Here is a 24,179-nt window from a genome sequence, read left to right as displayed (position 1 = left end):
TTTCAAATATCGTCCGTGTAAACGTCGCGGGTCAGGTTGGTCAGATCAGGTGCCGGGCTATTCCTGGCGAACTCGATCGCGTCAGCGATTTCCTTCTCCACTTGAGCGCGGATTTCCTTGATCTCGGCGTCATTGATGAAGCCATAGGCTTTCAAATCGGCCTCAAAATGCGCGATTGGATCGCGATCATTCTGCCAATGCTCGATTTCTTCCTTGGTGCGATAGCGGTTGCGATCGCTTTTGGAATGACCACGAATGCGGTATGTCTTGTTTTCAATGAGTGTCGGACCATCGCCGCGCCGTGCACGTTCAGTGGCTTCATTGATGGCCTCTGCCACCTCCGACAGATTGTTACCATCGACGATCACTCCGGGCATATTGTAAGCTGCGGCGCGGTCTGCAACATTGGCAACTGCTGTGGAGCGCTTGGTGGAGGTAGACATGCCGTAACCATTGTTTTCACAAACGAAAACAACAGGAAGCTTCCAAACAGACGCCATATTGAGCGCTTCGTGGAAAGCACCTTCATTGTTTGCGCCATCACCAAAGAACGATACGACTACCTTGCCGTTTTTCTGCTTCTTGGCGGAAAGCGCAGCTCCGACCGCAATCGGAATACCGCCACCGACAATACCGTTTGCGCCAAGATTTCCCTTGGAAACGTCGGCAATGTGCATCGAACCACCACGGCCTTTGCAATAACCCGTTTCCTTGCCAAAAAACTCAGCAAACATACGCTTCACGTCTGCGCCCTTGGCGATGCAATGACCGTGTCCGCGATGGGTCGACGTGATCATGTCATCATCATTGAGTGGCAGACACGATCCCATCGCGCTCGCTTCCTGCCCGATGGAAAGATGCATCGTTCCGTGAATGAGACCACGCGTGTAGCTTTCTTCCGCGCCTTCTTCAAAGCGGCGGATGAGATACATCTTGTGCAGCGCTTCTTTCAGTTGCTCCGGCGAATAGGTGCGGAAGGCATAAGGTAAGTTATGACGGTCGCCCAAATCCTGCGGTTCGACTTTTTTGGCTTGAACCATGATGTTTTGTCCTCACGCTCCGTAAACGAGCTTATCTTGACGCGCGCGCAGTTCAGCAATTTTGGAACCGGAAGCCACGGCCGCATTATCGTAAGTGATAAGCTCACCCTTCTTGATCGGCTTGGTCACACTCCCACCCTGCAAAAGCCCGCAAGGGATCGCATGTGCGCTGCGCGCCTCGCCCGAAGTCATGATCCATGCGCGGTAGCAGTATTCACCAATTGCATCGAGCTGTTCGCCCGGCTGCATGTCCTTCTTTGCAACCGCAGCCACTTCTGCGACCGGCTTTGAAAGCGGAACCATGTCAGGCTTGCCGTAAAGAACAACGCGGGCGCAAGTCAGCGGCACTTCGAGGGACGTCAGGTGATACGGGCGATGGAACGTGAAATATGGACCCTTGCCCATCTTCAGGTCTTCCATGCGCTCGGAAATACGTGGATGCGACATGTCGGCGACGACAAACACGCCGGGCGCTACACCCTTCCCGATCGAATAATCAACCACACCAACTTTAGACAACACACCGCCGTCCTTTTCGGGGATCAGTGTCTTGTTGAGCTGATCAAGGGTCGCAGCCGGACCGTGCATGCCGGCTTTATCCGGGACAAGACCTGTCGCATTGGCGATAGCGGCCATTTCGACCATGGTTTTTGAACCATCGACGAATTCCACCAGCATGCGCACGTTCATGTTACGGCGCGTGGCTTCTTCTATATATTGGTCAGGGACTGCATCAATATTGAGCGGATTATTCTTGCCCTTGCCGGCGGCCACAATTGGATGCCCCATGGCACTCACAAACTCGATCAACTCCATGCAAGATGACGGCTCGTCACCAGCGCCCAATGAATAGGTAACACCAAGACGTTCGGCTTCTGCTTTCAGATAAGCGCCGATTGTCACGTCTGCTTCGACATTCATCATGACAAGATGCTTGCCGTGCTCCATGGCGCGAAGGCCAATCTCGGCACCGACAGCCGGAACACCGGTTGCGTCGATTACAACATCGATAAGATCGTTTTCGAGGATCAGATTGGCGTTATCTGTTACGGCGACCTTGTGAGCCTCCATGGCAGCTGTCAGATCGGAAGCGGTCGAAACCTCACGGCCATGACCTTCCTCCTGAAAAGCGATATCGACGGCCTTCAGGGCATTGGGAACGCGCAGTTCAGAAATGGCACCAACTTCGATACCCGGCATATGCGCAACGCGCGTGACGATATCAGTCCCCATCTCGCCCGAGCCAATCAGTCCGATACGGATTGGTCGCCCACTATCAGCCCGCGCCTGCATATCACGCGCCAAGCCTGTCAACGCCACGTTAGTTGCCATCGTTTCCTCCTGAACGTCCCTGCAAAAATTCTCGCAGTCTCCTCTGATATCCAATCGATTAATGAACATTTGTTTCTAAGTCAATACCAGTGTTCATTTGCCGCGCAACTCAACCTGCTCGTAAATGCCATCTTGTTATTCAACTTTAGTTTGCTATAGAATACAAATGTTCTGCCGTTTCGCACAATTCACATTTTGAAACGTCGATACGTGCGATCTAATAAGGGCGTTCTGTTAGCTCGGCGCACTTTGGGAGTGCTCCGGGGGGAGGAGAAAATAGATGGACGCATTTCTGAGCGGACTAAAAACGGCAGTCGATACGCTTGGGGCAACTGTTCTGTTGCCTATCGTCATCTTCATCATTGCGGTGGTACTCGGCGCAAAAGTGGGCAAAGCCTTCCGTGCAGCCATCACCATCGGGGTTGCTTTCATCGGTATCAATCTGGTCCTGGGTCTTATGTTCACTTCTATTGGCGAAGTGGCTCAGGCAATTGTCACCAACACAGGCATCAAGCGCGATATTGTTGATGTAGGCTGGCCTTCGGCTGCAGCAATCGCCTTCGGCTCATCGGTCGGTCTTTGGGTCATTCCTGTCGGCATTCTGGTCAACATCGTGCTGCTTCTGCTTCGCTGGACACGCACGTTGAACGTTGATGTGTGGAACTTCTGGCACTTTGCTTTCGTCGGTTCGTTGGTTGTCGCTGCAACCGATAATCTGGCTTACGGCATCATTGTTGCAGCACTTGTTGCAGCACTGTCTCTGCTGTTTGCAGACTGGTCGGCGCGTGCTGTTCAACAGTTCTACGGTGTACCGGGAGTTTCCGTACCACATCTGGCCTCGGCACAGATTCTGCCGATTGCAATCGTGCTCAACTGGATCATGGATCGCATACCCGGCATCAACAAGATCAACATCAGCACGGAAACCATCGAACGTCGCTTCGGTGTATTCGGCGAGCCGGTTGTGCTCGGCCTGATTATCGGTTTGGTGCTCGGCCTAATCGCATTTTATAACGCAGGGGATTTCGGCGTCGTACTCGCGAAAGTTTTCGGTACAGGCATGACACTTGCCGCCGTTATGTTGCTTCTTCCGCGTATGGTCAAAATCCTGATGGAAGGCCTGCTGCCGGTTTCGGACGCTGCACAGGAATTTGTGCGCAAGCGCACCGGCGACCGCGAACTTCTCGTCGGTCTCGACTCGGCAATCCTTATCGGACATCCAGCCGCGATCTCGTCGTCGCTCATTCTGGTGCCTATTGCGATCATTCTTTCCGTCATCCTGCCAGGCAACCGCGTCATCCTGTTTGCCGACCTTGCCGTCATTCCTTTCATCGTCGCCATGACTGCACCGCTTCTGAAAGGAAACGTGTTCCGCATGGTCGTTGTAGGAACGATCACACTGGCAATCGGCTTCTATGTCGCCAATGCGCTTGCCCCGTTGTTTACGAGCGCTGCGGTTTCATCCGGCTTCAAGCTGCCTGAGAACGCCTTGCAGATCACTTCAGTGGTCGATGGATTCCTGTGGGTGCCATACATCATCATATCGGCCATCCAGTGGCTTGGTGCTATTGGTATCGCGGTGATTGCCGTTGTTATTGCTGCACTTTTCATGCTCTATCGCCGCAATACCCAGGCATGGGAGCGTGCGGCAGGCGCTGAAGACGAACCAGCAGACGAAACTGCCGCCTAAAGTTGGCAATGATCGATGCATGAAATAAAAGTCGCACGTCGAGACCGACGTGCGACCTTCTTTAAACGGAGAATGAAATGGCTGCTGGTCTGATTGATTTTCTCGACCCACAAGCGATCGAGCTTCAGAGCGAAGCAAAAACCAATGAAGAAATCATCCGGATTCTGGCGGGTAAGCTGGAAAAGCTGGGTTATGTAAAGCCAAGCTACGCCGACGCGGTCGTAAGCCGCGAGCTGACGATGCCAACAGGATTGCCGCTTGAGCGCGAAGAAAACGTTGCCGTGCCACATACTGATCCTGAGCATGTGCTCAAGGCTGGCATTGCCTTTGCAACACTGAAGTCACCAATTGAATTTGCCAATATGGAAGATCCTGAAGAAGCAGTTTCTGTTGGATATGTCTTTCTGCTTGCCATCAATGACAAGGACAAACAGATTGAAACCTTGCAGCAGATTATGGCGACAATTCAGGATCCAGATGCACTCGATAGGCTGAAGGCGGCACGCACGCTTGAAGACATTCAAAGTGCGCTGAATTAAGAGTAGATCTTAACAGCTGAATTCGAGACAACAAAAAATACGATCTTCGCGCGTTTCATGGAACGCACGAACACCACTTGGAGGAAACCATGGCTAGAATAAAAACAATTCTCTTCGCTTGCGGAACAGGTGTAGCGACATCTACGGCAGTCAACGCAACAGTCACCGAAGAAATGAAAAAGCGCGGGCTTACCTTCAATGCTCAGCAGGCAAAGGCCACGGAAGTAGCCTCCTTAGCTGACAATGTGGATTTCATCGTTTCAACAACGCCTATTTCCGCTTCCGTCACCAAGCCAGTCATCAAGGGTCTACCCTTCCTGACTGGTATCGGAAAAGACAAAACGTTGGACGAGATCGAAGCCGAGCTTCGTAAATAATCTTACTCAGCTCAAAAAGCGGAAGTGGAGGAAGCAGTTCCTCCACCTCAAATGATCTGAAGAAACGCGTCGGTGTCCGGCGCTTTTATGTTTTTTGAACCACACGGATACGTTGCTCACTGCCGATATCTATAAACTGCGTGGGTGGCGGCACTTGATGCACATCATGTGTACCAAAGCTTTCGGGATAAAACGCGTAGCCTTCTGGTGCGTTGGGTGGGTTTCGATCATCGATCAACCGACCACCTGTCAATTCCGTCATCGGATCGGGAATGGCCGAAATCAGTCGCCGCGTATAGGGATGCGTCGGGTTCGAGAATATCCGATCCCAGGGGCCACTCTCAACAATCTGGCCGAAATACATAACGGCCACCCGATCACTCATATGCTCAACGACGCTCAGATCATGGCTGATCATGATGTAGGAAAGACCAAGCCGCTCTTTCAGTTCCAGCAGCAGATTGATGATCTGTGCCCGGATCGAAACATCTAGCGCTGAGACAGGTTCATCCAGCACGATAACTTTCGGATTGAGCAGCAAGGCGCGCGCAATCCCAATGCGCTGGCGTTGCCCGCCGGAAAACTCATGCGGGAAACGTTTTGCCTGCTCGGGCTTCAATCCGACGAGGCGTAGAATTTCCTCAACGCGCCCATCAACCTCGCTACGTGATTTTACACCATGAAGTCTTAAAGGTGCTGCGAGCGATGTATAGACCGACTGGCGTGGATTGAGTGAAGCAAATGGATCTTGAAAGACCATTTGCGCTATCTTTGCCCGCTCCAGCCGCGAAGGCTCATTCTTGCCAGTAATCGGACGTCCTTCAAAATAGATCTGTCCACTGGTTGGCTTCTGAAGACCTACAATGGAGAGGGCGAGCGTAGATTTCCCACAGCCAGACTCACCCACGATGGACAAGCACTCGCCTTTATTAAGGGTCAGGCTGAGATTATTGACGGCGCGCAGCAATTGCTTGGAATGGCTGAAGATCCCGCCGCTCACCGGGAAATAGACGCAGACATCATCAATTCTGACCAATGGCTCTGCTAATTTCGTCGAATGCATATCATTCATGATGGAAACACCTCACCACACCCGCATCCTCAAGTGGCGTCCAGTCCGGCTTTTGCACGCGGCAAATATCGGTGGCACGCGTGCAGCGCGGCTCAAATCTGCAGCCTGCCGGGAAAGCGGAAATGGAAGGCACCACGCCTTCGATTTCCTGCAGCCGTAACTGACCGTCTTTCTGGCGGGAACCAAGTTGCGGGAGCGAAGCCAGAAGTCCATGAGCATAAGGGTGCGCCGGATGGTGAAACAGACCCGCTGTTATGCGCTCTTCGACAAGATGCCCGGCATACATCACACCCACGCGACGGCACATTTTCGCAATAACACCAAGATCATGACTGATCATGAGTACGGAAGTCCCACGCGCTGTGCAAAGCTCCTGCATCAGACGGAGAATTTCCGCCTGAACCGTCACATCAAGCGCCGTCGTGGGCTCATCGGCGATCAACAGATCCGGGTTGCATGCGAGCGCAATAGCGATCATCACACGCTGGCGCATACCGCCCGACATCTGATGCGGATAGTTCTTCACGCGCTGCTCCGGCGCGGGAACCTGAACGCTGGCCAGTGCTTCAACCGCTTTGCGCTCTGCCTCATGCCAAGTTGCGCCCTGATGGAGCACAAACATTTCTGCAATCTGCCGCCCTACGGGTGAAAGCGGATTGAGTGCGGTCATCGGTTCCTGAAAGATCATCGCGATGCGATTGCCACGCAGCTTTCGCATTTCGCGTGACGACATGGATCGCAAGTCCTGCCCTTTGAACCGTATCGCGCCACCGGTTATCGATAGTGGTTTGCGCAGCAATCCTATCATTGACAATGCGGTGATGCTTTTTCCGCAGCCGGACTCTCCAACCAAACCGAATGTTTCACCGGCACCGATTGTGAAGGATACGTCTTCAACAACATTATGATTGGTCGAACCAGACACGATATCGATCCGCAGATTTTCGACCTCAAGAAGTGTTTGTTCGCTCATACCTTGCGCGTCCTCATATGTGGGTCGAGCCAGTCACGAAGACCGTCACCGAACAGATTGAGACCAAGCACCGTGAAAAAGATGGCAAGACCGGGAAACACTGCTGCCCAAGGCGCATTCACGATCAACTCACGCGCATCGGTAAGCATGTTGCCCCAACTAGGATCCGGAGGACTAATACCAAGACCCAGATAGGAAAGTGCCGCTTCTGCGAGGATCGCGTCACCCATTCCCAGTGTGCCGATCACAAGGACAGGTCCAATCATGTTCGGCAGGATCTGCGTAATCATGATGCGAACATCGCTATAACCCAGCATCTTGGCGGCCTGAATGTAGCCCTGCTTCTTGAGCGAAAGGGTGGAACTGCGCGCAATACGGCACGTCCAGGACCAGTTTGTGAGACCGAGTGCGAGCAAAAGGCTCGGCAAACCGGGGCCGAGAACAGCCATGATCGCCAACGCGAAGATTAGCGACGGGATTGCCAGCATGAGATTTGTGAGACCATTGACGAAATCGTCCCACCAGCCGCCGAAGTAGCCAGCAGAAATTCCAAAACAGAGGCCTATGACCGTGTTGATGCACTGTGAGACCACACCAACGGTCAATGACACCTGCGCGCCATAGAGGATGCGCGAATATACATCGCGGCCTTGTGCGTCAGTGCCAAACCAGAATTGTGCATCGGGTGGCAGTTCTGCATTCATCAAATCAGCATCGAGAACCGGATTATAGTGCGCCAGCAACGGTGCAAAAACAGCCGCGCCCACGATTACGATGCACACGAACCCGCCAAATACGAGATTGAAACGGAGCTTCATGGGCTTACTCGTGACTTATGCGCGGATCGATAACCGCGTAGAGAATATCAACAATCGTATTGATGACCAGAAACCACAATACGATCACGAGAATAGCCCCCTGTACGACGGGAATGTCGCGCAGCGAAACGCTATCAATCAGCAATGAGCCAAGGCCCGGCCATGAAAACAGCTTTTCAACCACCACGGCTTGCCCCATCATCGATCCGAATTGCAGACCGATTGTCGTAATGATCAAAACAAGCGCATTTCGCATGACGTGCCACGTCACGAGCCTGAAGCTGTTCATGCCTTTTGATCGCGCTGTGCGAATGAAATCCGCGCCCATAACTTCAAGCACAGCTGCGCGTGTTGTCCTTGCGAGAAGCGCCAGCGGTGCAACACCCAAAGTGAGTGCTGGCAGAATGATGTTGCGTATGCCGCCATTGCCGTAACCAAAACTTGGCAACCATCCAAGCGTCAGTGCAAAGAGATACATTGCAAGCAGCCCCAGCCAGAATTGCGGCAGTGAAAGGCCAGAGACCGCGCCTATCATCGTCACACTATCGAGAATGCTTCCAGGCTTCAGCGCCGCTATAAATCCAAGCGGCACCCCAATCAGAATGGCAAATCCCATAGCTGCGAAAGCGAGTTTCAGCGTTGGCCACATACGTTCCTGAATGAGCGAAACAACCGGCTGCCTCGATCGGTAGGACGTGCCAAGATCGAACTGTGCCAACTGCACCAGATAGTTGCCGAAACGCACATGAACGGGCTTGTCGAGACCGAACTCCTGCGTGATCTTTTCGACCATCTTCGGGTCGTTCATGCCCTTGCCGTTGGCGATAAGACCAGAAGCAATGCTGCCCGGAACGACGCTGAAAATGACGAAGATCAGAAGCGACACTGCGATGACTGTCGGTATCATCTGCAAGACGCGGCGGGCGATAAAATAGAGCACACGGTCCTCCTTTCGGATCAGCGTGGAAGACGCTGGAGCAAAGGGGATCAGTGGCCCGCCCGAAATCGAGCGGGCCGATCCAGATCAGCCGGAATTAACGACCGGACGGAGCCGTGTCGTCGACCCAAAGCTTTTCATAGGACTGTACTGCTAGCTCCGCAGAGTTTGGCTGCAAGCCGTGCAACCATGGCTGATGCGCCATGACGGCCTTGTTGTAGTTGAAGAACCAGACTGGCGCTTCTTCCTGCAACAGATTGTTGGCCTTTTTCAGCAGCGCATTCTTTTCGTCTTCGGTTTTCGCAAGTTTTGCTTCATCGACGATCTTATCAAATTCTGCATTGGCGAACTTCTGATAATTACATGCAGATTGCGGTGTCGTGGAGTAAAAGCACTGCATTGCGGTCAGTGCATCTGGGCCACTTTCGAGTGACCACATATAGGCCTGGAAATTGCCAGCAGGAACCACATCCGCAAGTACGGACGCTTCGACCGGCTTTGCTTTGACCTTGATCCCAACCTTATCCAGCATCGGGATGATCGCCTGAACGATGGTCAAGCCCCAGCTTTCGTTCTGCGTCGCCGTCAACTCAAACTCGAAACCGTCTGGATAGCCAGCTTCAGCAAGCAAAGCTTTCGCTTTTTCAGGATCATAGGGATAAGGCTTCGCATCTTTGTCGAAGGCAGGCGATGAGTTCGGAAGCCAACCCACGGCACGATAGGCCTTGTCCTTGACGAGACGCTTGATGATCAGATCGCTATCAATGGCGTAGTTGATTGCTTGGCGGACACGCTTGTCCTGAAACGGCTTGAAATCCGGGTTAAAACCAACAGCGCGGGTATAGACCTCGGCTACTTCCACCATATTCTTCGCAAGTTCAGGATCGGCAAGATAGGCAGTGTACTGCGCCGGTCCGAGCACTGCCACATCGATTTCCTTATTGCGGAACGCAACGTCACGGGCAGCAGCATCGCCCATGATCATGATGTTGATCTTGTCTGCGTATGGCTTGCCCTTTTCGTAATATTTGTCCCATTTTTCAACCGTCAGACGGGAGCCAGGAACATATTCGGCGAATTTGTAAGGTCCAAGACCGATTGGGTGACGCTGATATTCTTCGCTATCGCCCTGACCAGCAGGATAAATCGCCGTGTTGTTGCGCATGAACTGATAGCCGGGATCAATTGGCTGTTTCAACGTGATCTCAAGCGTATGGTCGTCGATCTTCTTCAGACCGGAGATTTCCTTGGCTTTGCCCTGTGTATATTCTTCGGCACCCTTGATTTCGGCAATATAGCGGGCTGGCGGGAAAGCCTTCTTCGGGTCCATAATGCGGGTATAGCTCCAGATAATGTCGTCAGCCGTTAATGGCTTGCCATCATGGAAAAATGCATCCTGGCGCAGCTTATAGGTATAGACGAGCCTATCCTCAGAAACGCTTACATCTGTTGCCAGACCGAGTACCGGCTTGTTCTGATCCGCATCCCAATCATAAAGCGTGCGATGAATGGCCTTGGCATAAAACTCGTCCTGAGTTGCAGGTGAAGCCTGAACGTCAAGGGTCGAGAAGCTGTCACCATAAGGTGCAACAAAATTAATAACGCCTCCCGAACGCGGTTCATTGGCAGCATAGGCGGCAGTACCCGCCATCAGTGCGATAGACATTGCCGCAAGCAATGAAAATTTCCTCATAGTCTTCCCCTTTTACTTTATTCTTTTAGATCCGATGAGCGTCTTCAGGCGGCGGGACCGAAGCCTCGCAGCCTGTCCTTCTTACGAACGTTCGAACACCACTTCGCCTTCGCGAATAGTGAGCATACACTGCGTGTCGTTGAGAATTTCCTGTGGTTTTGCATTAAGCATATTGCGTGAAAACACTGCGATATCAGCTACCTGCCCCGGAACCAGTTTGCCTTTCACATCCTCCAGTTTCTGCGAAAAGGCACCGTATTCAGTATAGACCTGAAGTGCTTCTTCGATCGAAACACGCTCACGGGCATCCATCACCGTTCCCTTACCGGTTTCGCGCGTGAGCATCGAATAGATGTTAGGGTAAGGATTTGGATGACAGACAGGCGCGTCACTTCCTGTAGCAGGCTTGAAACCGAGGTCTTTCCACGTCTTGAGTGGATAGCTCGACAGCGCTTTTTCTTCACCAAGAACGGAAATATATGCATCGCCAAAGTCGTATATGAAAACCTGTTGCGGGCATGGATAGATGCCAGCCTTTTTCATCCGCTCATGCTGTTCGGGCGTAGAGAATCCGCAATGTTCGATACGGTGGCGACGGTCAGGATCGGGATGGGCTGCAAGTGCCTTTTCGTAGGCAGTAATGAGCTGACCAATCGCTGCGTCACCGATTGCGTGGCAGGCAAGCTGATAACCCTTTTTGTGGGCATCAAGCACCAGTGCTTCTAGTTCCGCATCCGGTAATATCTGCACGCCGATATTATTATCGTCTCCGAGATAAGGCTTACTCATCCATGCGGTCCGCCCACCTGCAGAACCATCAAGAAAAATCTTGACCGCACCAACCGTCAGCATGTCATCGCCGACCCCGGACACCAATCCGGCTTCATAACATTTCTCGACAATCGATGGGCCAGGGTCGCCCAACAGGACAAGCCATGTGCGTACCGGCAATCGCTTTTGAAGTTTCGCGATATTATAGGCGCGCACTTCGTCAAAGCCTGCAACTTGCCCAACGGCAGCATCCATCACGCTGGTAATGCCATATGAAAGCAACAGATTACCAGCAGCCTCAATGGCTTCGATCATTTCTTCCGTTGTTGCTTTTGGAATTGCTTTGCGAACTGCCCCTTGTGCATTTTCCGCGACCATTCCGGTCAGCACGCCATTTTGCTGTTCGATTAAACCGCCGTCCGGCACCGGCGATTTTTCATCGATACCGGCAAGCTCAAAAGCTTTTGAGTTGAAGATCGAAACGTGACCACAGGCCCGTACCAGCATGACGGGATGATTGGGTGCAACAGCGTCGAGTTCTGACTTATGCGGATGGCGCCCGATGTCTAGTTTGGTCTGATCGTAGCCACGAGCTCTGATCCATGTCCCCGGTGGAACCGAAGCCGCCTTTTCGCGTATCGAACCAAGCAGACTTTCCAAAGTGGGTGCGGCTTGCGGAGTTGCATCAAGCCACTTGAGCGTTAGCCCGACTGAAATCAGGTGGAGATGAGAATCGTTTAATCCGGGTGTAGCGAAACGCCCTTCCAGATCTATGACTTTTGTTTTGTCACCTTTGAGAGACCAGATTTGGTCTTTAGTACCAGTGGCTAGTACCTTGCCTTGCCAGATTGCCAGGGCCTCTACCGTGCCCTCTTCGTATCCACACCAGACAGTGCCGTTATAAATAATGGTATCAGCACGCAATTCGGGCATTACAACAGACATTCAGCGATCCCCTCCCTAAGTAACGCCTTGGAAATAAGAAGATCAGAGTTCCACCGATGGATCAACCGTGCAAGCCTTTGATATGACAAATTTTGTGTAGACAATTTAATCAAATCGACGAAGCCACCGTCGTTTTGTTGAAACATTTGCAAAGATCAAAAATCCAAACTCAACGATAGAAAAGCATTACGACCTTATTGCACTGCTCATTGATCAGCTTTAACCAACCGCTTTGACTACATGCTAGACCAAACATGGTCATCGCAGGCAAAGCAAAATTATTTTGTGTGGGATCAAGAGTTGAACATTCTGTTTGATAAAGCCGAGGCGCAGTTTGCCGATAAAGTGGTTCTGGAACCGCTTTCGCTTGAGCTTTCAGAACGGCGCATTGGTATCATTGGCCTCAATGGATCAGGGAAGACCACCTTTTCACGCATGGTGAATGGACTTGTTCTGCCATCGTCGGGACGCGTTTTGACAAATGGCCATGACACAGCAACTGACGGTGCGAAAGTGCGCGCAGCCGTCGGCTATATTTTTCAGAACCCCGCGAACCAGATCGTACTGCCACTAATCAAAGACGACGTTGCATTAGGCCTGCAATCGCGTGGGCTGAGAAAGCAAGAATTGGCGAACACGGTTTCAGCGGCACTTGATCGCATTGGGATAGCGCATCTGTCCGAACGCCGCGCACATGAGCTATCCGGAGGTGAGTTGCAGCTTGCAGCGCTCGCGTCGGTTCTTGCCACGGAACCTGATATTGTCATCATGGACGAACCGACTAATCAGCTCGACTTGAGAAATAGAAATATAGTGGAGCGGACCATCCGTGAGCTTAAGGAAAATGTTATCGTGGTCAGCCACGATTTAACCTTGTTGTCGGGCTTCGACCGTGTGCTGCTTTTCCATCAGGGTAAACTCGTCGAGGATGGCCCCGCTGATGAGACGATTGCGCGTTATCTGGCGTTAGTCTCATGAACTTCTATGAATCGCTCGGCGATGGGCCAATCCATAGACTGCCACCAGCAATCAAGCTCATTGCTCTTTTCGGGTTAAGTGTTGTTCTGTTCATGCTCAACACTCCACTCGCCCTTGGAATTTTAACCGCTCTCGTGGCGTTGAGTTCCCTCGCCTTTTGTCGTTCAGCGGTCGTTCAATGGCTAAAATCTTGGCCACTCTTACTGACGATTGCCGTTGTCGTTGTGTGGACGGCCTATGCTAACAGTTTTGAAGCGGCTTCCATCGTCCTAATGCGGCTGGGCTCATTGAGCCTTTTTGCAACCGTCATTACGGCCACGACAACGATTGGTCAGTTCATCGACACGATAACCAGAGCCGCACGACCATTTGAAGCAATTGGCATAGGCAACGCTCGTGACATTGGTTTAGCGATTGGGCTCGTTATTCGCTTCGTGCCTGAGGTTCACGCACACTATAAATCGGTAGCGGAAGCTCATCGTGCGCGGGGATTGAAAATGCGGCTATCCACGGTGATCGTACCGATGGTAATTGGCACAATGCAAAGTGCAGATGAAATTGCAAACGCAATTGACGCGAGATGCATTCGCTCGCAACAGCGCAAGCACAATTAGAAACGTAGGCGCGCCGCCGCTTACGGCCACAATATCGTCAGCAAAAAGGTACACGACGTGCAAACGAGATCTTTGGTTATGATCGCGCTGTTTACAGCAATAATCGTGGTGTTAGGCTTGATACCACCCATCATGCTTACCTTCGTACCTGTACCTATTCATGCCCAAAGTCTGGGCGTCCTGCTCGCTGGCGTGGTACTGGGCGCCCGCGGTGGAGCGCTTTCAGTCTTGCTGCTGATAGCACTCGTCGCAATTGGCTTACCTGTTCTTTCCGGAGGCAGAGGCGGCCTAGGCATCTTCTTCAGCCCAACCGCTGGATATCTGGTGGGGTTCTTGCCTGCGGCGTTCATAACGGGCTGGATTTCAAATAAGGTGGCCCATAGCACGAGCGGTGGCTGGAAAACCTTCGCAGGCTTTTTCATCGCTGCAACGATCGGCGTTATTATCGACCACATCTTCGGTGTAGCATGGCTTATCGCCTATGTCGGCCTCTCTCCATGGAGCGCCATAATTGGAGATTTAGCCTTCGTACCCGGTGATCTCTTCAAAGCAGCGATTGCAGCTTATGCGGGTCAGTTCATCTTGGTAAACTTTGGAAATCGGACCCGCGATATCTAACCTCACTCCTTCCATACAAGGTTCGCCGAACTCGTCTTTCCAGGGAGTTGCATTGCCGCAACTCCCTGGGACAATAAGGCGAACAACCCCTCTGAACCAAAAGCAAGAATTATACACGCAATCTTTGCGCAATGTTTGTGATTCAACTAGTGGGGCGTTTAAGGACACGCTAAATAAGCTGTGGGACGGCAGAAAGCCGTGGGAGGGGATAATGAAAAAGCCTGAGATGCTGCTATCGAGCAGCTCTATAGTGACGCTCGCATTTCTGATGAGCATATCGGGATTGGACACTGCCGCAGCCAGTTGCAGTTTACCGGGTGGATCGCCCCCTTGCTTTGCAAGCATGGCACCTACTCTGTTGCCAGTAACGGTTGATGAAGGCGCGGTTGAGATAAATGGTTCCAGGTATCTCATCCGAGTGACAACGCAATCGTCGGAACGACAAGCGGCAAACAAGCCAGCCTTGTCATTTCTAACGGTGGCACCCTCGAAAACCTGCGCGGTATCGTCGGCGATGTTGCTGGTTCTGAAGGCGAAGTCCTTGTCATTGGACCAAACTCTGCTTGGAACAATATCGAGCAGCTCATAGTTGGCAATGACGGCATCGGCACTCTGTCGATTGAAAAAGGCGCAAAGGTTACAAGCGGCTCTTTCTCGGCTGTTGGCTGGGGTGCAGGATCCGTCGGCAATGCTACAATCACTGGCACCGGATCACATTGGTCTTTCGACTATTCAATGGATATCGGTTCCGGCGGCAAAGGCACTATGACCATCGCGGACGGCGGCGCTCTCAGTGGAGAAGACCTCTTCGTCGGTTATGACACTGACGGTCAAGGCAGCTTGCTTCTTGGGGGTAAAGGCTCGTCAATCGACGTCAATGAATTCTACGTCGGCTTTTATGGCAAAGCCGACATTAAGGTCGAAAATGGCGCCAAACTCAAAAGTGCACGAATTCGCCTGGCTACGCAGGCTGGCTCAGAAGGTTTGCTTGAAGTAAGCGGCAACGGCACTGTCGTACCGACCGGCCCTATTCTGGCAGGAACTTCCGGGAAGTCCGCCATCATCGTGCGCGACGGTGGAACGCTGAACACCAATTCCCTCAGAATGGGGATTCTCGCCGGCTCTAACTCGTCCGTCACAATTTCTGGCTCAAATGCCAAGCTCAACGCCGATGAAATCTGGTTTGGAAACGGCAAAACAACGCTCGATTTCAGTCACAACAATGAGCTTTACGAGTTCTCCGGGAAATTGATCAGCAGACACATTGATGGCAATACTTGGAAAGACGGCATCACCGTTGGAACCCATGAACTGCATCAGAGTTCTGGCAAAACACTTCTGTCGGGCGACAATTCACTTTTCCAAGGCAAGACATATGTTGAAGGCGGCACATTGCTGATCGGCAACAAGCTTGGCGGCGACGTACTTGTCAGCGGTAGTGGTGCGTTGGGCGGCTCAGGCGCGATTGGAACAACCGATGCGCTTTCGACTGTGACAATTGCTTCGGGAGGCATCCTTGCACCTGGCAATCTGAACGGGGGACTGACAATCAATGGCGATCTGATTTTTGCCGCTGGCTCGTCCTATCAGGTTAACGTTGATCCAAAAAACAATGCATCTGATCATGTTTACGTTTCTGGCAAAGCTTCGCTCAATGGTGGCTCCGTACTCCATGTTGGTGCAAGCGGCAACTATAACCCTTTTTCGACCTATCGCATCCTGACCGTTGGAAAAGAACTAACCGGCGCATTCAACGGCGTAACCTCGAACTTCGCATTCCTGACACCAGAGCTTATTTATGACTATGCGAAAAAAACGGTCGATCTGAAGCTATCGCGGAACGATATGAAATTTGCCAACAAGGCTATGACCGCAAATCAGCGGTCATTGGCCGGTGCATTGGATACCCTCAAGGCTGATGGGAACGCACTTTACACCGCTCTTGTTACTTTGGGCGACGATCAAGCAACAATCCAGAGCAGCTTTGATGCATTATCCGGTGAAGTGCATGCATCAGCTAAATCAGCACTGATCGAAAATACCCTGCTGACACAGAATGCTATAACCAATCGCTTGCGCTCTGCTTTCAATGAGCCTGTCGCAACGCCTTCAATCGAGCCTCTCGGCTACGGACCGGAGAGCAAGCAGCCTACGGCATTTAACAGCGTTGTCGATAAAGACAGAATAGCCGCGACTTATGGTGGGTGGGCGCAAGCCTATGGCCACTGGCTTAAACAGGACGGCAATAGCAATGTCGGCGAGTTCAGGGCTTCGTCAGGCGGTTTCGTGGCAGGTATAGACACCACTATCGCTGATAGCTGGCGTGTCGGCGTGCTGGCGGGCTATGGACAGACGAGCTTTCACAGCAATGACCGTGCTTCATCGGGCAATAGCGACAACTACACACTTGGAGTCTATGCAGGATCGCAATGGGCGATGTCGCATGGCGTGCTCGCGTTCAGTTCCGGCATCGCTTATACTTGGCATCAGCTGGAAACTGAGCGATCTGTTGCTTTTAACGGGTTCTCCGATCATCTAAATGCAGATTATGATGCCAGCAGCCTGGTTGCCTTTGGTGAACTTGGCTACAAAATCGCAGTTGGCAGAAGCACTTTTGAGCCTTATGCCAATTTGACGAATGTCCATCACAAGACCAATGGCTTTAATGAAACCGGCAATACACTTGCTGCGTTGGATGTAGATTCCGACAAGACCAACACCGTCTTTACAACACTTTGTCTGCGCGCGGCGACGACGTTTGATCTGGGCAACATTTCACCGAAAGCAAGAGCCGATATTGGCTGGCGACACGCTTATGGTGACGTTGATTCAGAATCCTCCGCGCGTTTCACGGGTTCCGACATTTTCACTGTTGGGGGAACTCCCGTCGCAAAAGACGTCGCTACGCTTGAGGCAGGGCTGGACTTCAATCTGCTGCCGTCGACAGTTCTTGGGGTCGCCTACACCGGTCAGTTTGCCAAGGATGTGAAACAGAACGGTTTCAATGTAAAACTATCTGTTTCGTTCTAAATCAGCCAATTTACAACTTAATGGTCTGGTGGCGCGTAATGCACCACCAGACCATTTTTACAGTTAAATTTTTCATCTCGTATCATGGATAAAAGCTTGCATTTAAATTGCCTTTTGATGCTTTAAAAGAATATCCAGTCTCCAAACCCGAAATTATCAAATATTGATTTTTTCAGGCACTGAGCATCGAATATTATGGCTATATGCCCGTAATGTTTTTGATGATGAAATTTTCCATATAGGATTTTTCAGCACAGTATAAGTTTTTATACCTGTCTTGGAGGAGGTGGAATGAGATGGCATTGGCGATTTGACTGGATGACTTTGGCTATACTAGCCTTTTTTTTATCGGTCCTGATTGCCGTTTTCGGCACCAAACATATGATGTCTATCGCACTAAATGGGTTGCATCAGCGTGGTGCCAACACTTTGGGTCTGGCTTCATCGGCGCTTGCCGGCCAATTGGCGCGCTATGAGAAGCTACCGGCCCTCATTGCTGAACACGACACCATTCAAAATCTGGTACGCAATCCTTCAACTCAAAATGTGCTGGCAGTAAATCAGTATCTGCAATCCATCAATAATCTGCTCGAATCCTCAGACATCTATCTGATGAACGACGAAGGCTTGACAATTGCCGCCTCAAACTACAATGAACAAAGGCCTTTTGTCGGAGAGAATTTCAGCTACCGTCCCTATTTCTTCGATGCAATCGCGGGGGACAGCGGCAGGTTCTTCGCACTCGGCACAACATCCGGAAAACGCGGTTACTATTTCAGCGCCCCGGTAATGGTCGATGGTCAAGCACGCGGTGTTCTTGCTTTCAAAGTCGACATGGATGTGATTGAGCGGTCATGGCATGGCAATGATTTCGAAATCATCGTGACTGATCCCGAAGGCATAATCTTCATGTCGGGGCGACCCGATTGGCTGTTTAAAAGTATAGGCCCTCTCACTGCTGAGCAGATTGCACGCACGGCTCACACCCGTCGCTATGCAGAAACACCGCTGATCGAAATACCGGTCCGCGGCACGCAAACGGACCGTGGTGACACTTTGCTTGAGATGGATGACGCAGAGCGCACCATTGAATATCTGATCCTATCGGAAGAAATGGCCGATGCCGGTTGGACCGTCAGCGTGCTGCAGGCGACGCGCTCAGCCCGAAACCAGGCTTATACCTCCGTGCTTGCCCTCCTGCTGCTGGTTGGGCTCGGCGCAATGGCCATTGCTGTCTTTCTGCAGAACCGCACACGGCTCGCCGAACGTCTCGCAGCCCAGCGTGAAATCAAGGAGCAATTGGAGTTTCGTGTTGCGGCACGTACCGTTGAACTGGCGACGGCAAACAACAAACTGGCAAGCGAAGTCGAAGAACGCAGAGCAACCGAGCGGCAGTTGCGGCGGACGCAGGTCGAACTTGTTCACGCCGGAAAACTTGCGGCACTTGGGCAGATGTCAGCGGCGCTATCGCATGAGTTCAATCAACCGTTGGCCGCAGTCCGCGCTTATGCCGAAGTCTCTGGTCTGATGCTCGATCAGGGGCGCGAGCGCGATGCTAAAGCGGGGCTGGACCGGATATTAAAGGTCGTCGAGCGCATGACGAGTATCAGCAAACATCTGCGCAACTTTGCCCGACGACCCAACAAAAAGCTACGCGCTGTGAAAGTGCAGGATGTCATACGTGATACGAAGGAAATCATTTCATGGCGCCTGAGCGTCGCGAAGGTTGATCTCTCCTTCAACCAGCAAGACGAAGAGACCTGGGTGGTAGCGGACTCCGTGCGTCTGCAGCAGGTGCTCGTCAACATCATCTCAAATGCAGCTGATGCCGTTGAAGGTCAAGCGAGCCGATTTATTGGTATTGAAATCAAGACAGAGCCTGAAAAGGTTCAGATCGCGATCACGGATAATGGCCCTGGTGTTCCGGATGCTATAGCGGCCCGCATTTATGATCCATTTTTCTCGACCAAGGGCGTGGGCAAAGGCTTGGGTCTGGGTCTCTCTATTTCCTACAACATCGTCAAAGATTTTGATGGGGAACTCTCCGTGCAAAATTTAACGGAGGGTGGTGCCGAGTTTTGCATAAATCTCCATCAGGCGACTGCTCCAACCAAGCAAGAAACCGGAAAAGACATATGAGTGTTGGCGAAATCCTCCTTATTGATGACGAAGAAGAGACCCGAGAAGCGATAGCACTTGGACTTAAATTCATGGGATATCGCGTGCGCCAATTGTCAAATGCGGAACGTGCGCTTGAGCTGGTCGGCTTTGGCTTTAAAGGCATTGTTGTCACCGATATTCGTATGCCCGGCATGGATGGTCTGACCCTCATGTCACGCATTCATGAGCTGGATCCGGAAACACCCGTCATTGTGTTTACAGGTCATGGCGATGTGCAATTGGCAGTACGTGCGATGCGTGACGGCGCATATGATTTTCTCGAAAAGCCTTTTGCCATGCAGCAACTTGCAGAGACGGTTGGGCGTGCACTCGACCGCCGGCAACTGGTCATGGAGAACCGCCTCCTTCGTGCAGCTGCCGGACAAAAAGACGACATCGAGCAACGACTTGTCGGGCGAACGCAGGTCATGATTGATTTGCGCTATCATGTCCGCGCCGTCGGTCCTACAGACGCCGATGTTCTGATCGTCGGTGCAACGGGCACGGGCAAGGAAGTCGTCGCGCGGACGTTGCATGATCTGAGCACCCGCGCCGACAAACCTTTTATCGCGATTAACTGTGCCGCACTTCCGAGTAATCTCATCGAAAGCGAATTGTTCGGCCATGAACCGGGGGCTTTCCCTGGTGCGATGCGGGCCCGCTTTGGCAAGTTTGAACTCGCACAAGGAGGAACGATTCTTCTTGATGAAATCGCAACCATGCCCATCGACACGCAGGCGAAATTGCTGCGCGTTATTCAGGAGCGTACAATCACGCGGCTGGGATCGAACGAAATTTATCCGTTGGATGTTCGCTTCATTGCGACCAGCAAAGCCAATCTGGAAGATGAAGTGGCTGCTGGCCGCTTCCGTGCCGACCTGCTTTACAGGCTCAATGTCGTGACGATTAAAGTGCCATCGCTCGCAGAGCGGCGTGAAGATGTTCCTGTGCTTTTCCTCAAACTCGTCAACGAAGCAGCCGCACGCTATCGCAACGACCCAACCCCTGTTCCGCCTCACCTGATAACCACGCTTACGGAGCGTGAATGGCCGGGAAATGTCCGCGAGCTGCGCAATGCGGCCGACCGTTTCGGGCTAGGACTTGGCCTGCAATTTGATGATGATCGCAAACATCAGACACGCCCGATGCGTCTTGCCGACCGCGTTGCTGCGTTTGAAAAAAGCATCATTGCAAGCGAGCTTGTGATGCATCGCGGAAGTCTTAAACCCGTCTACGAAACGCTCGGACTATCGCGCAAATCACTTTACGAGAAGATGCAGAAGTTCGACTTGGACAAGCAGAACTTCATCAGCTCACAAGAAGACTGAACGCCGAGATGGGTGGAAATCCACCCATATAATTACGCCGACGTTACCGTTTCCACCCATGGCCATCAACAAAATGACAAGAACAGCATGTTTGTGCCGAGCTTTTTCTTGCACGGTAAATGATCAGCCCGCGTTATCGCATTAAGTGGTCTGGGAGGAACCACGGCGTGAACGGGCATATCGTATCCGCTTGCTCTATTCCGCCCGTCCACACCGCGAGCCTTTTCAGGGCATCAGGGGCAAAAGACATCCGGGAGGAATTCAATTGAAAAAAGCAATTCTCACTGCTTTGGCATTCACCGCTCTTACTGCAACCGCGTTTGCGCAATCCTTTCCAAACCAACCGATCACGATCATTGTGCCATTCACAGCAGGTGGGCCGACCGATACCGTGACACGTCTTGTTGCGCAGGCCATGAGCCGCGATCTGGGCAGTCAGATTATCGTTGAAAATGTTGGCGGGGCAGGCGGAACGCTCGGCGCGGCAAGGGCTGCTCAAGCAAAGAATGATGGTCACACGCTGCTGCTTCATCATATCGGCATGGCTACATCGGCCACTCTTTACCGCGAACTTCCATATAAGCCGCTCGAAGCGTTTTCCTATGTCGGTCTGGTTACAGAAGTACCGATGACCATCATCGGCCGCTCGGATCTTGAAGCCAACTCGGTTGAGGAAGTTATCGAATACATCAAGACCAATGGCGAAGAGGTTATGTATGCCAATGCGGGCATTGGTGCGGCGTCGCATCTATGTGGCTTATTGCTGATGAACGCGCTTGGCACCCAGATGACCACAATTCCTTATCAGGGCACCGGTCCTGCAATGACGGACGTTATGGGTGGACAGGTTGATCTGATGTGTGACCAGACGACAAATACCACCAACCAAATCCGTGACAAGTCGGTAAAGGCTTTCGCTGTCACGGTACCGGAACGCGTTTCAAGTCTGCCGGATCTGCCGACCATAGCGGAAAAGGGTTTTCCAAATTTTAATGTCAGTATCTGGCATGGCCTTTATGCTCCAGCCGGAACGGACGAAGCTGTGGTTGAGCGCCTGAGCAAAGCTCTTCAAGTCGCACTCAAGGATGAAACCGTCATCGCTCGCTTCGCAGATCTCGGCACGGTACCGTCGTCAGAGGAAGACGCAACACCGACCGCACTCAAAGCAAAACTTGAGAGCGAAATCGAGCTCTGGCGCCCCGTCATTGAAGAAGCAGGCGTTTACGCGAACTAAAAACTGACAAAATCTAATCCATTTCATTGGGGTATCGCAAAATGCTGTCCCGAGATTATAGAGATATCGTTGGGGGCATCCTGCTGGTTGCCCTCGGTCTCGCTTTCTCCTGGTATGCGGCTGCAAACTACGAGCTTGGCACGTTGCGGCGCATGGGACCGGGTATGTTCCCGACATCACTTGGCGTTGTACTGGCTGGCTTCGGTCTGGTGATTGCCATACCAGCTTTCTTCCGCCCGGGCGTTATGCCGGAAATTCGTGTCTGGACTCCAATTTATGTTCTGTTGGGTGTCGGTGCTTTCGCGCTCACGATCCGGCCCTTTGGCTTGATCCCGGCAGTGCTGAGCGTTGTCGTAATTTCGTCCTTCGCCGAGTTGCGTGTGAAGCCACTTAGCCTGACAATTCTTTCAACCGCACTTTGCCTTATCGCCTGGCTGGTCTTCCGTGTCGGACTTGGGCTTCCTGTTGCAATGTTCCGGTGGCCGTTCTGATGGACATATTCTCCAATATCGCGATTGGCCTGGAAACAGCTCTGACGCTTAACAATCTCTTCTATTGTTTTCTGGGGGTGTTTCTGGGAACTCTGATTGGCGTCATTCCAGGTATCGGGGTGCTTTCAGCCATTTCTATGCTTTTCCCGATCACCTTCTATCTAGAGCCTACCACCGCTCTCATCATGCTGGCAGGCATCTGGTACGGCACCTCTTATGGAGGGAACACAGCCTCCATACTGCTCAATATCCCCGGAACGCCTGCCAATGCTGTCACCTGCCTGGACGGGTATCCGATGGCGCGTCAGGGGCGCGGCGGTATCGCGCTTCTGATGACCACGGTCGCCTCTTTCGTTGGTGGTTCCATTGGTATTGTTTTGCTGATGTTGTTCTCACCCATCATCGCAAAATATGCGTTGAGCTTTGGCTCGGCGGACTATTTCTCGCTAATGGTTCTGGGGCTGGTTGCTGCGTCCACAATATCGGATGGCTCGCTGGCAAAGGGCCTCGCAATGGTTGTTCTCGGCATCATGTTTGGCACAGTCGGTGCTGATATCTACACCGGCACTGCACGCTTTTCGTTTGGCGTACTCGAACTGACCGACGCCATCAGCCTGATTGCGCTTGCCATGGGCATTTTCGGCGTATCCGAAGTGATTGCCAGCGTGCGTAAAGTCAATGTCGGTGACATTGACCCAGAGAGTGTGAAACTCAAGGCCATGAAGCCATCCCGCGAAGACGTAAGCCGGTCATGGTTCCCGATGCTACGGGGATCGTCAATCGGCGCCTTCTTCGGCACATTGCCGGGCACCGGTCCATCAGTGGCGGCTTTCATGGCTTATGCTGTCGAAAAGCGTGTGGCAAAAGAACCGGAGCGCTTCGGCAAAGGTGCAATCGAAGGTATCATGGCGCCGGAGTCTGCCAATAATTCCGCAGATCAGACCTCGTTCATTCCCACGCTTTCACTGGGCATTCCGGGCAGTCCGACCATGGCGCTGATGCTGGGCGCTCTGATGATCCACGGCATTGCGCCAGGCCCTACTCTCATGACCGATCAACCATCTCTGTTCTGGGGTCTGATCATGAGTTTCTGGATCGGCAATCTGTTGCTGGTGATCCTCAATGTTCCCCTGATTGGCGTCTGGGTGAGACTACTAACAATCCCATATCACCTCCTGTTTCCTGCCGTTCTGATGTTCATCTGCATCGGAACCTATTCGGTCAACAACAGTGCCTTTGAAGTTTGGCTAGTGGTGTTCTTTGGCTTTGCCGGATACCTCATGCGTATCTTCAACTTCCCCGCCGCCCCCCTTTTGCTCGGCTTTGTGCTCGGACCGCTCATGGAAGAGCACTTCCGGCGGGCGATGTTGATGTCGCGTGGCTCGTTCTCCACATTCATCGACCGTCCAATCAGTGCCACGGTTCTCGCCGTCACTGCCGCACTACTCGTGTGGGGAACATGGTCAGCTTATCGCCGCCGCAATCAGCGTGTGCTGGCTGCGCAAACTCATAGTTCCTAAAACAAAATGGCCGGTGAGA

The 24,179-nt window shown here is 52.3% G+C and carries 20 protein-coding genes and 1 pseudogene; 13 read left to right on the top strand and 8 right to left on the bottom strand.

Annotated features, from left to right (window positions below):
* Positions 1-2: 2 nt before the first annotated feature.
* Together KMS41_13610 and KMS41_13605 are read right to left on the bottom strand one after the other, a co-directional pair.
* Positions 3-1,040 carry a thiamine pyrophosphate-dependent dehydrogenase E1 component subunit alpha gene (locus KMS41_13610; GenBank protein QWK79953.1) on the bottom strand — a complete coding sequence of 346 codons (1,038 nt, stop codon included), beginning with the start codon at positions 1,038-1,040 and terminating at the stop codon, positions 3-5.
* 12 nt (positions 1,041-1,052) lie between these two features.
* On the bottom strand, positions 1,053-2,372 hold the full coding sequence (locus tag KMS41_13605; GenBank protein QWK79952.1) for an NAD(P)H-dependent oxidoreductase: 1,320 nt from the start codon (positions 2,370-2,372) through the stop codon (positions 1,053-1,055).
* A gap of 280 nt (positions 2,373-2,652) precedes the next feature.
* Between KMS41_13605 and KMS41_13600 the strand changes: the two genes are divergently transcribed.
* From KMS41_13600 to KMS41_13590, 3 genes are all read left to right on the top strand, one after another.
* Entirely contained in the window at positions 2,653-4,062 is a 1,410-nt protein-coding gene (locus KMS41_13600; GenBank protein ID QWK79951.1) for a PTS sugar transporter subunit IIC, read from the top strand.
* 77 nt (positions 4,063-4,139) lie between these two features.
* Positions 4,140-4,601, top strand: a complete 462-nt coding sequence (locus KMS41_13595) for a PTS sugar transporter subunit IIA (protein QWK79950.1) — start codon at positions 4,140-4,142, stop codon at positions 4,599-4,601.
* 89 nt (positions 4,602-4,690) lie between these two features.
* Positions 4,691-4,978 (top strand): PTS sugar transporter subunit IIB, encoded by a 288-nt coding sequence (locus tag KMS41_13590; GenBank protein QWK79949.1) that lies wholly within the window; start codon positions 4,691-4,693, stop codon positions 4,976-4,978.
* Positions 4,979-5,063: 85 nt separating this feature from the next.
* On the opposite strand, the gene KMS41_13585 is transcribed toward KMS41_13590, so the two are convergent.
* From KMS41_13585 to KMS41_13560, 6 genes are all read right to left on the bottom strand, one after another.
* Positions 5,064-6,050, bottom strand: coding sequence for an ATP-binding cassette domain-containing protein (locus KMS41_13585; protein ID QWK79948.1), 987 nt, complete (start codon positions 6,048-6,050; stop codon positions 5,064-5,066).
* Positions 6,043-7,023 carry an ABC transporter ATP-binding protein gene (locus KMS41_13580; GenBank protein ID QWK79947.1) on the bottom strand — a complete coding sequence of 327 codons (981 nt, stop codon included), beginning with the start codon at positions 7,021-7,023 and terminating at the stop codon, positions 6,043-6,045. Before KMS41_13580 ends, KMS41_13585 begins: the two co-directional genes overlap by 8 nt.
* The gene (locus KMS41_13575) at positions 7,020-7,841 is read right to left on the bottom strand and encodes an ABC transporter permease (protein ID QWK79946.1); all 822 of its coding nucleotides are present in this window, start codon (positions 7,839-7,841) and stop codon (positions 7,020-7,022) included. Before KMS41_13575 ends, KMS41_13580 begins: the two co-directional genes overlap by 4 nt.
* 4 nt (positions 7,842-7,845) lie before the next feature.
* The gene (locus KMS41_13570; protein QWK79945.1) at positions 7,846-8,781 is read right to left on the bottom strand and encodes an ABC transporter permease; all 936 of its coding nucleotides are present in this window, start codon (positions 8,779-8,781) and stop codon (positions 7,846-7,848) included.
* Positions 8,782-8,875: 94 nt separating this feature from the next.
* Positions 8,876-10,471 carry an ABC transporter substrate-binding protein gene (locus tag KMS41_13565; GenBank protein ID QWK79944.1) on the bottom strand — a complete coding sequence of 532 codons (1,596 nt, stop codon included), beginning with the start codon at positions 10,469-10,471 and terminating at the stop codon, positions 8,876-8,878.
* An 81-nt stretch (positions 10,472-10,552) separates the two neighbouring features.
* Positions 10,553-12,187 (bottom strand): amidohydrolase, encoded by a 1,635-nt coding sequence (locus KMS41_13560; protein ID QWK79943.1) that lies wholly within the window; start codon positions 12,185-12,187, stop codon positions 10,553-10,555.
* A gap of 300 nt (positions 12,188-12,487) precedes the next feature.
* On the opposite strand from KMS41_13560, the gene KMS41_13555 reads away from it, so the two are divergent.
* The 10 genes and pseudogenes from KMS41_13555 to KMS41_13510 all read left to right on the top strand — a co-directional run bounded on the left by KMS41_13555 (position 12,488) and on the right by KMS41_13510 (position 24,160).
* Complete coding sequence (locus KMS41_13555) at positions 12,488-13,165, top strand: energy-coupling factor ABC transporter ATP-binding protein (protein ID QWK79942.1); 678 nt, start codon at positions 12,488-12,490, stop codon at positions 13,163-13,165.
* Complete coding sequence (locus KMS41_13550) at positions 13,162-13,779, top strand: energy-coupling factor transporter transmembrane protein EcfT (GenBank protein ID QWK79941.1); 618 nt, start codon at positions 13,162-13,164, stop codon at positions 13,777-13,779. Before KMS41_13555 ends, KMS41_13550 begins: the two co-directional genes overlap by 4 nt.
* Before the next feature lie 57 nt (positions 13,780-13,836).
* Positions 13,837-14,397 (top strand): biotin transporter BioY, encoded by a 561-nt coding sequence (locus tag KMS41_13545; GenBank protein ID QWK79940.1) that lies wholly within the window; start codon positions 13,837-13,839, stop codon positions 14,395-14,397.
* A 429-nt stretch (positions 14,398-14,826) separates the two neighbouring features.
* A pseudogene (locus KMS41_13540) lies at positions 14,827-15,042 on the top strand (hypothetical protein).
* Positions 15,043-15,132: 90 nt separating this feature from the next.
* Positions 15,133-17,427 carry an autotransporter domain-containing protein gene (locus KMS41_13535; GenBank protein QWK79939.1) on the top strand — a complete coding sequence of 765 codons (2,295 nt, stop codon included), beginning with the start codon at positions 15,133-15,135 and terminating at the stop codon, positions 17,425-17,427.
* Positions 17,428-17,718: 291 nt separating this feature from the next.
* Positions 17,719-19,566 (top strand): GHKL domain-containing protein, encoded by a 1,848-nt coding sequence (locus tag KMS41_13530; GenBank protein ID QWK79938.1) that lies wholly within the window; start codon positions 17,719-17,721, stop codon positions 19,564-19,566.
* The gene (locus tag KMS41_13525) at positions 19,563-20,915 is read left to right on the top strand and encodes a sigma-54 dependent transcriptional regulator (GenBank protein QWK79937.1); all 1,353 of its coding nucleotides are present in this window, start codon (positions 19,563-19,565) and stop codon (positions 20,913-20,915) included. The genes KMS41_13530 and KMS41_13525 overlap by 4 nt, the downstream gene beginning before the upstream one ends.
* A 259-nt stretch (positions 20,916-21,174) precedes the next feature.
* Complete coding sequence (locus tag KMS41_13520; protein ID QWK80248.1) at positions 21,175-22,149, top strand: tripartite tricarboxylate transporter substrate binding protein BugD; 975 nt, start codon at positions 21,175-21,177, stop codon at positions 22,147-22,149.
* A 41-nt stretch (positions 22,150-22,190) separates the two neighbouring features.
* Complete coding sequence (locus KMS41_13515) at positions 22,191-22,640, top strand: tripartite tricarboxylate transporter TctB family protein (protein ID QWK79936.1); 450 nt, start codon at positions 22,191-22,193, stop codon at positions 22,638-22,640.
* Entirely contained in the window at positions 22,640-24,160 is a 1,521-nt protein-coding gene (locus KMS41_13510; GenBank protein ID QWK79935.1) for a tripartite tricarboxylate transporter permease, read from the top strand. The genes KMS41_13515 and KMS41_13510 overlap by 1 nt, the downstream gene beginning before the upstream one ends.
* Positions 24,161-24,179: the final 19 nt, after the last annotated feature.

This window comes from Ochrobactrum sp. BTU1 (genome assembly GCA_018798825.1).
Taxonomy (GTDB): Bacteria; Pseudomonadota; Alphaproteobacteria; order Rhizobiales; family Rhizobiaceae; genus Brucella.
Note: the sequence above shows the minus strand (reverse complement) of the source record. Positions and strands in the feature narration are given on the sequence as shown.

Excerpts from the sequence above, each read along its gene's own strand:
- KMS41_13610 (QWK79953.1), bottom strand. The coding sequence starts at position 1,040 with ATGGTTCAAGCCAAAAAAGTCGAACCGCAGGATTTGGGCGACCGTCAT.
- KMS41_13605 (QWK79952.1), bottom strand. The coding sequence starts at position 2,372 with ATGGCAACTAACGTGGCGTTGACAGGCTTGGCGCGTGATATGCAGGCG.
- KMS41_13600 (QWK79951.1), top strand. The coding sequence starts at position 2,653 with ATGGACGCATTTCTGAGCGGACTAAAAACGGCAGTCGATACGCTTGGG.
- KMS41_13595 (QWK79950.1), top strand. The coding sequence starts at position 4,140 with ATGGCTGCTGGTCTGATTGATTTTCTCGACCCACAAGCGATCGAGCTT.
- KMS41_13590 (QWK79949.1), top strand. The coding sequence starts at position 4,691 with ATGGCTAGAATAAAAACAATTCTCTTCGCTTGCGGAACAGGTGTAGCG.
- KMS41_13585 (QWK79948.1), bottom strand. The coding sequence starts at position 6,050 with ATGAATGATATGCATTCGACGAAATTAGCAGAGCCATTGGTCAGAATT.
- KMS41_13580 (QWK79947.1), bottom strand. The coding sequence starts at position 7,023 with ATGAGCGAACAAACACTTCTTGAGGTCGAAAATCTGCGGATCGATATC.
- KMS41_13575 (QWK79946.1), bottom strand. The coding sequence starts at position 7,841 with ATGAAGCTCCGTTTCAATCTCGTATTTGGCGGGTTCGTGTGCATCGTA.
- KMS41_13565 (QWK79944.1), bottom strand. The coding sequence starts at position 10,471 with ATGAGGAAATTTTCATTGCTTGCGGCAATGTCTATCGCACTGATGGCG.
- KMS41_13560 (QWK79943.1), bottom strand. The coding sequence starts at position 12,187 with ATGTCTGTTGTAATGCCCGAATTGCGTGCTGATACCATTATTTATAAC.
- KMS41_13550 (QWK79941.1), top strand. The coding sequence starts at position 13,162 with ATGAACTTCTATGAATCGCTCGGCGATGGGCCAATCCATAGACTGCCA.
- KMS41_13535 (QWK79939.1), top strand. The coding sequence starts at position 15,133 with ATGGATATCGGTTCCGGCGGCAAAGGCACTATGACCATCGCGGACGGC.
- KMS41_13530 (QWK79938.1), top strand. The coding sequence starts at position 17,719 with ATGAGATGGCATTGGCGATTTGACTGGATGACTTTGGCTATACTAGCC.
- KMS41_13525 (QWK79937.1), top strand. The coding sequence starts at position 19,563 with ATGAGTGTTGGCGAAATCCTCCTTATTGATGACGAAGAAGAGACCCGA.
- KMS41_13515 (QWK79936.1), top strand. The coding sequence starts at position 22,191 with ATGCTGTCCCGAGATTATAGAGATATCGTTGGGGGCATCCTGCTGGTT.
- KMS41_13510 (QWK79935.1), top strand. The coding sequence starts at position 22,640 with ATGGACATATTCTCCAATATCGCGATTGGCCTGGAAACAGCTCTGACG.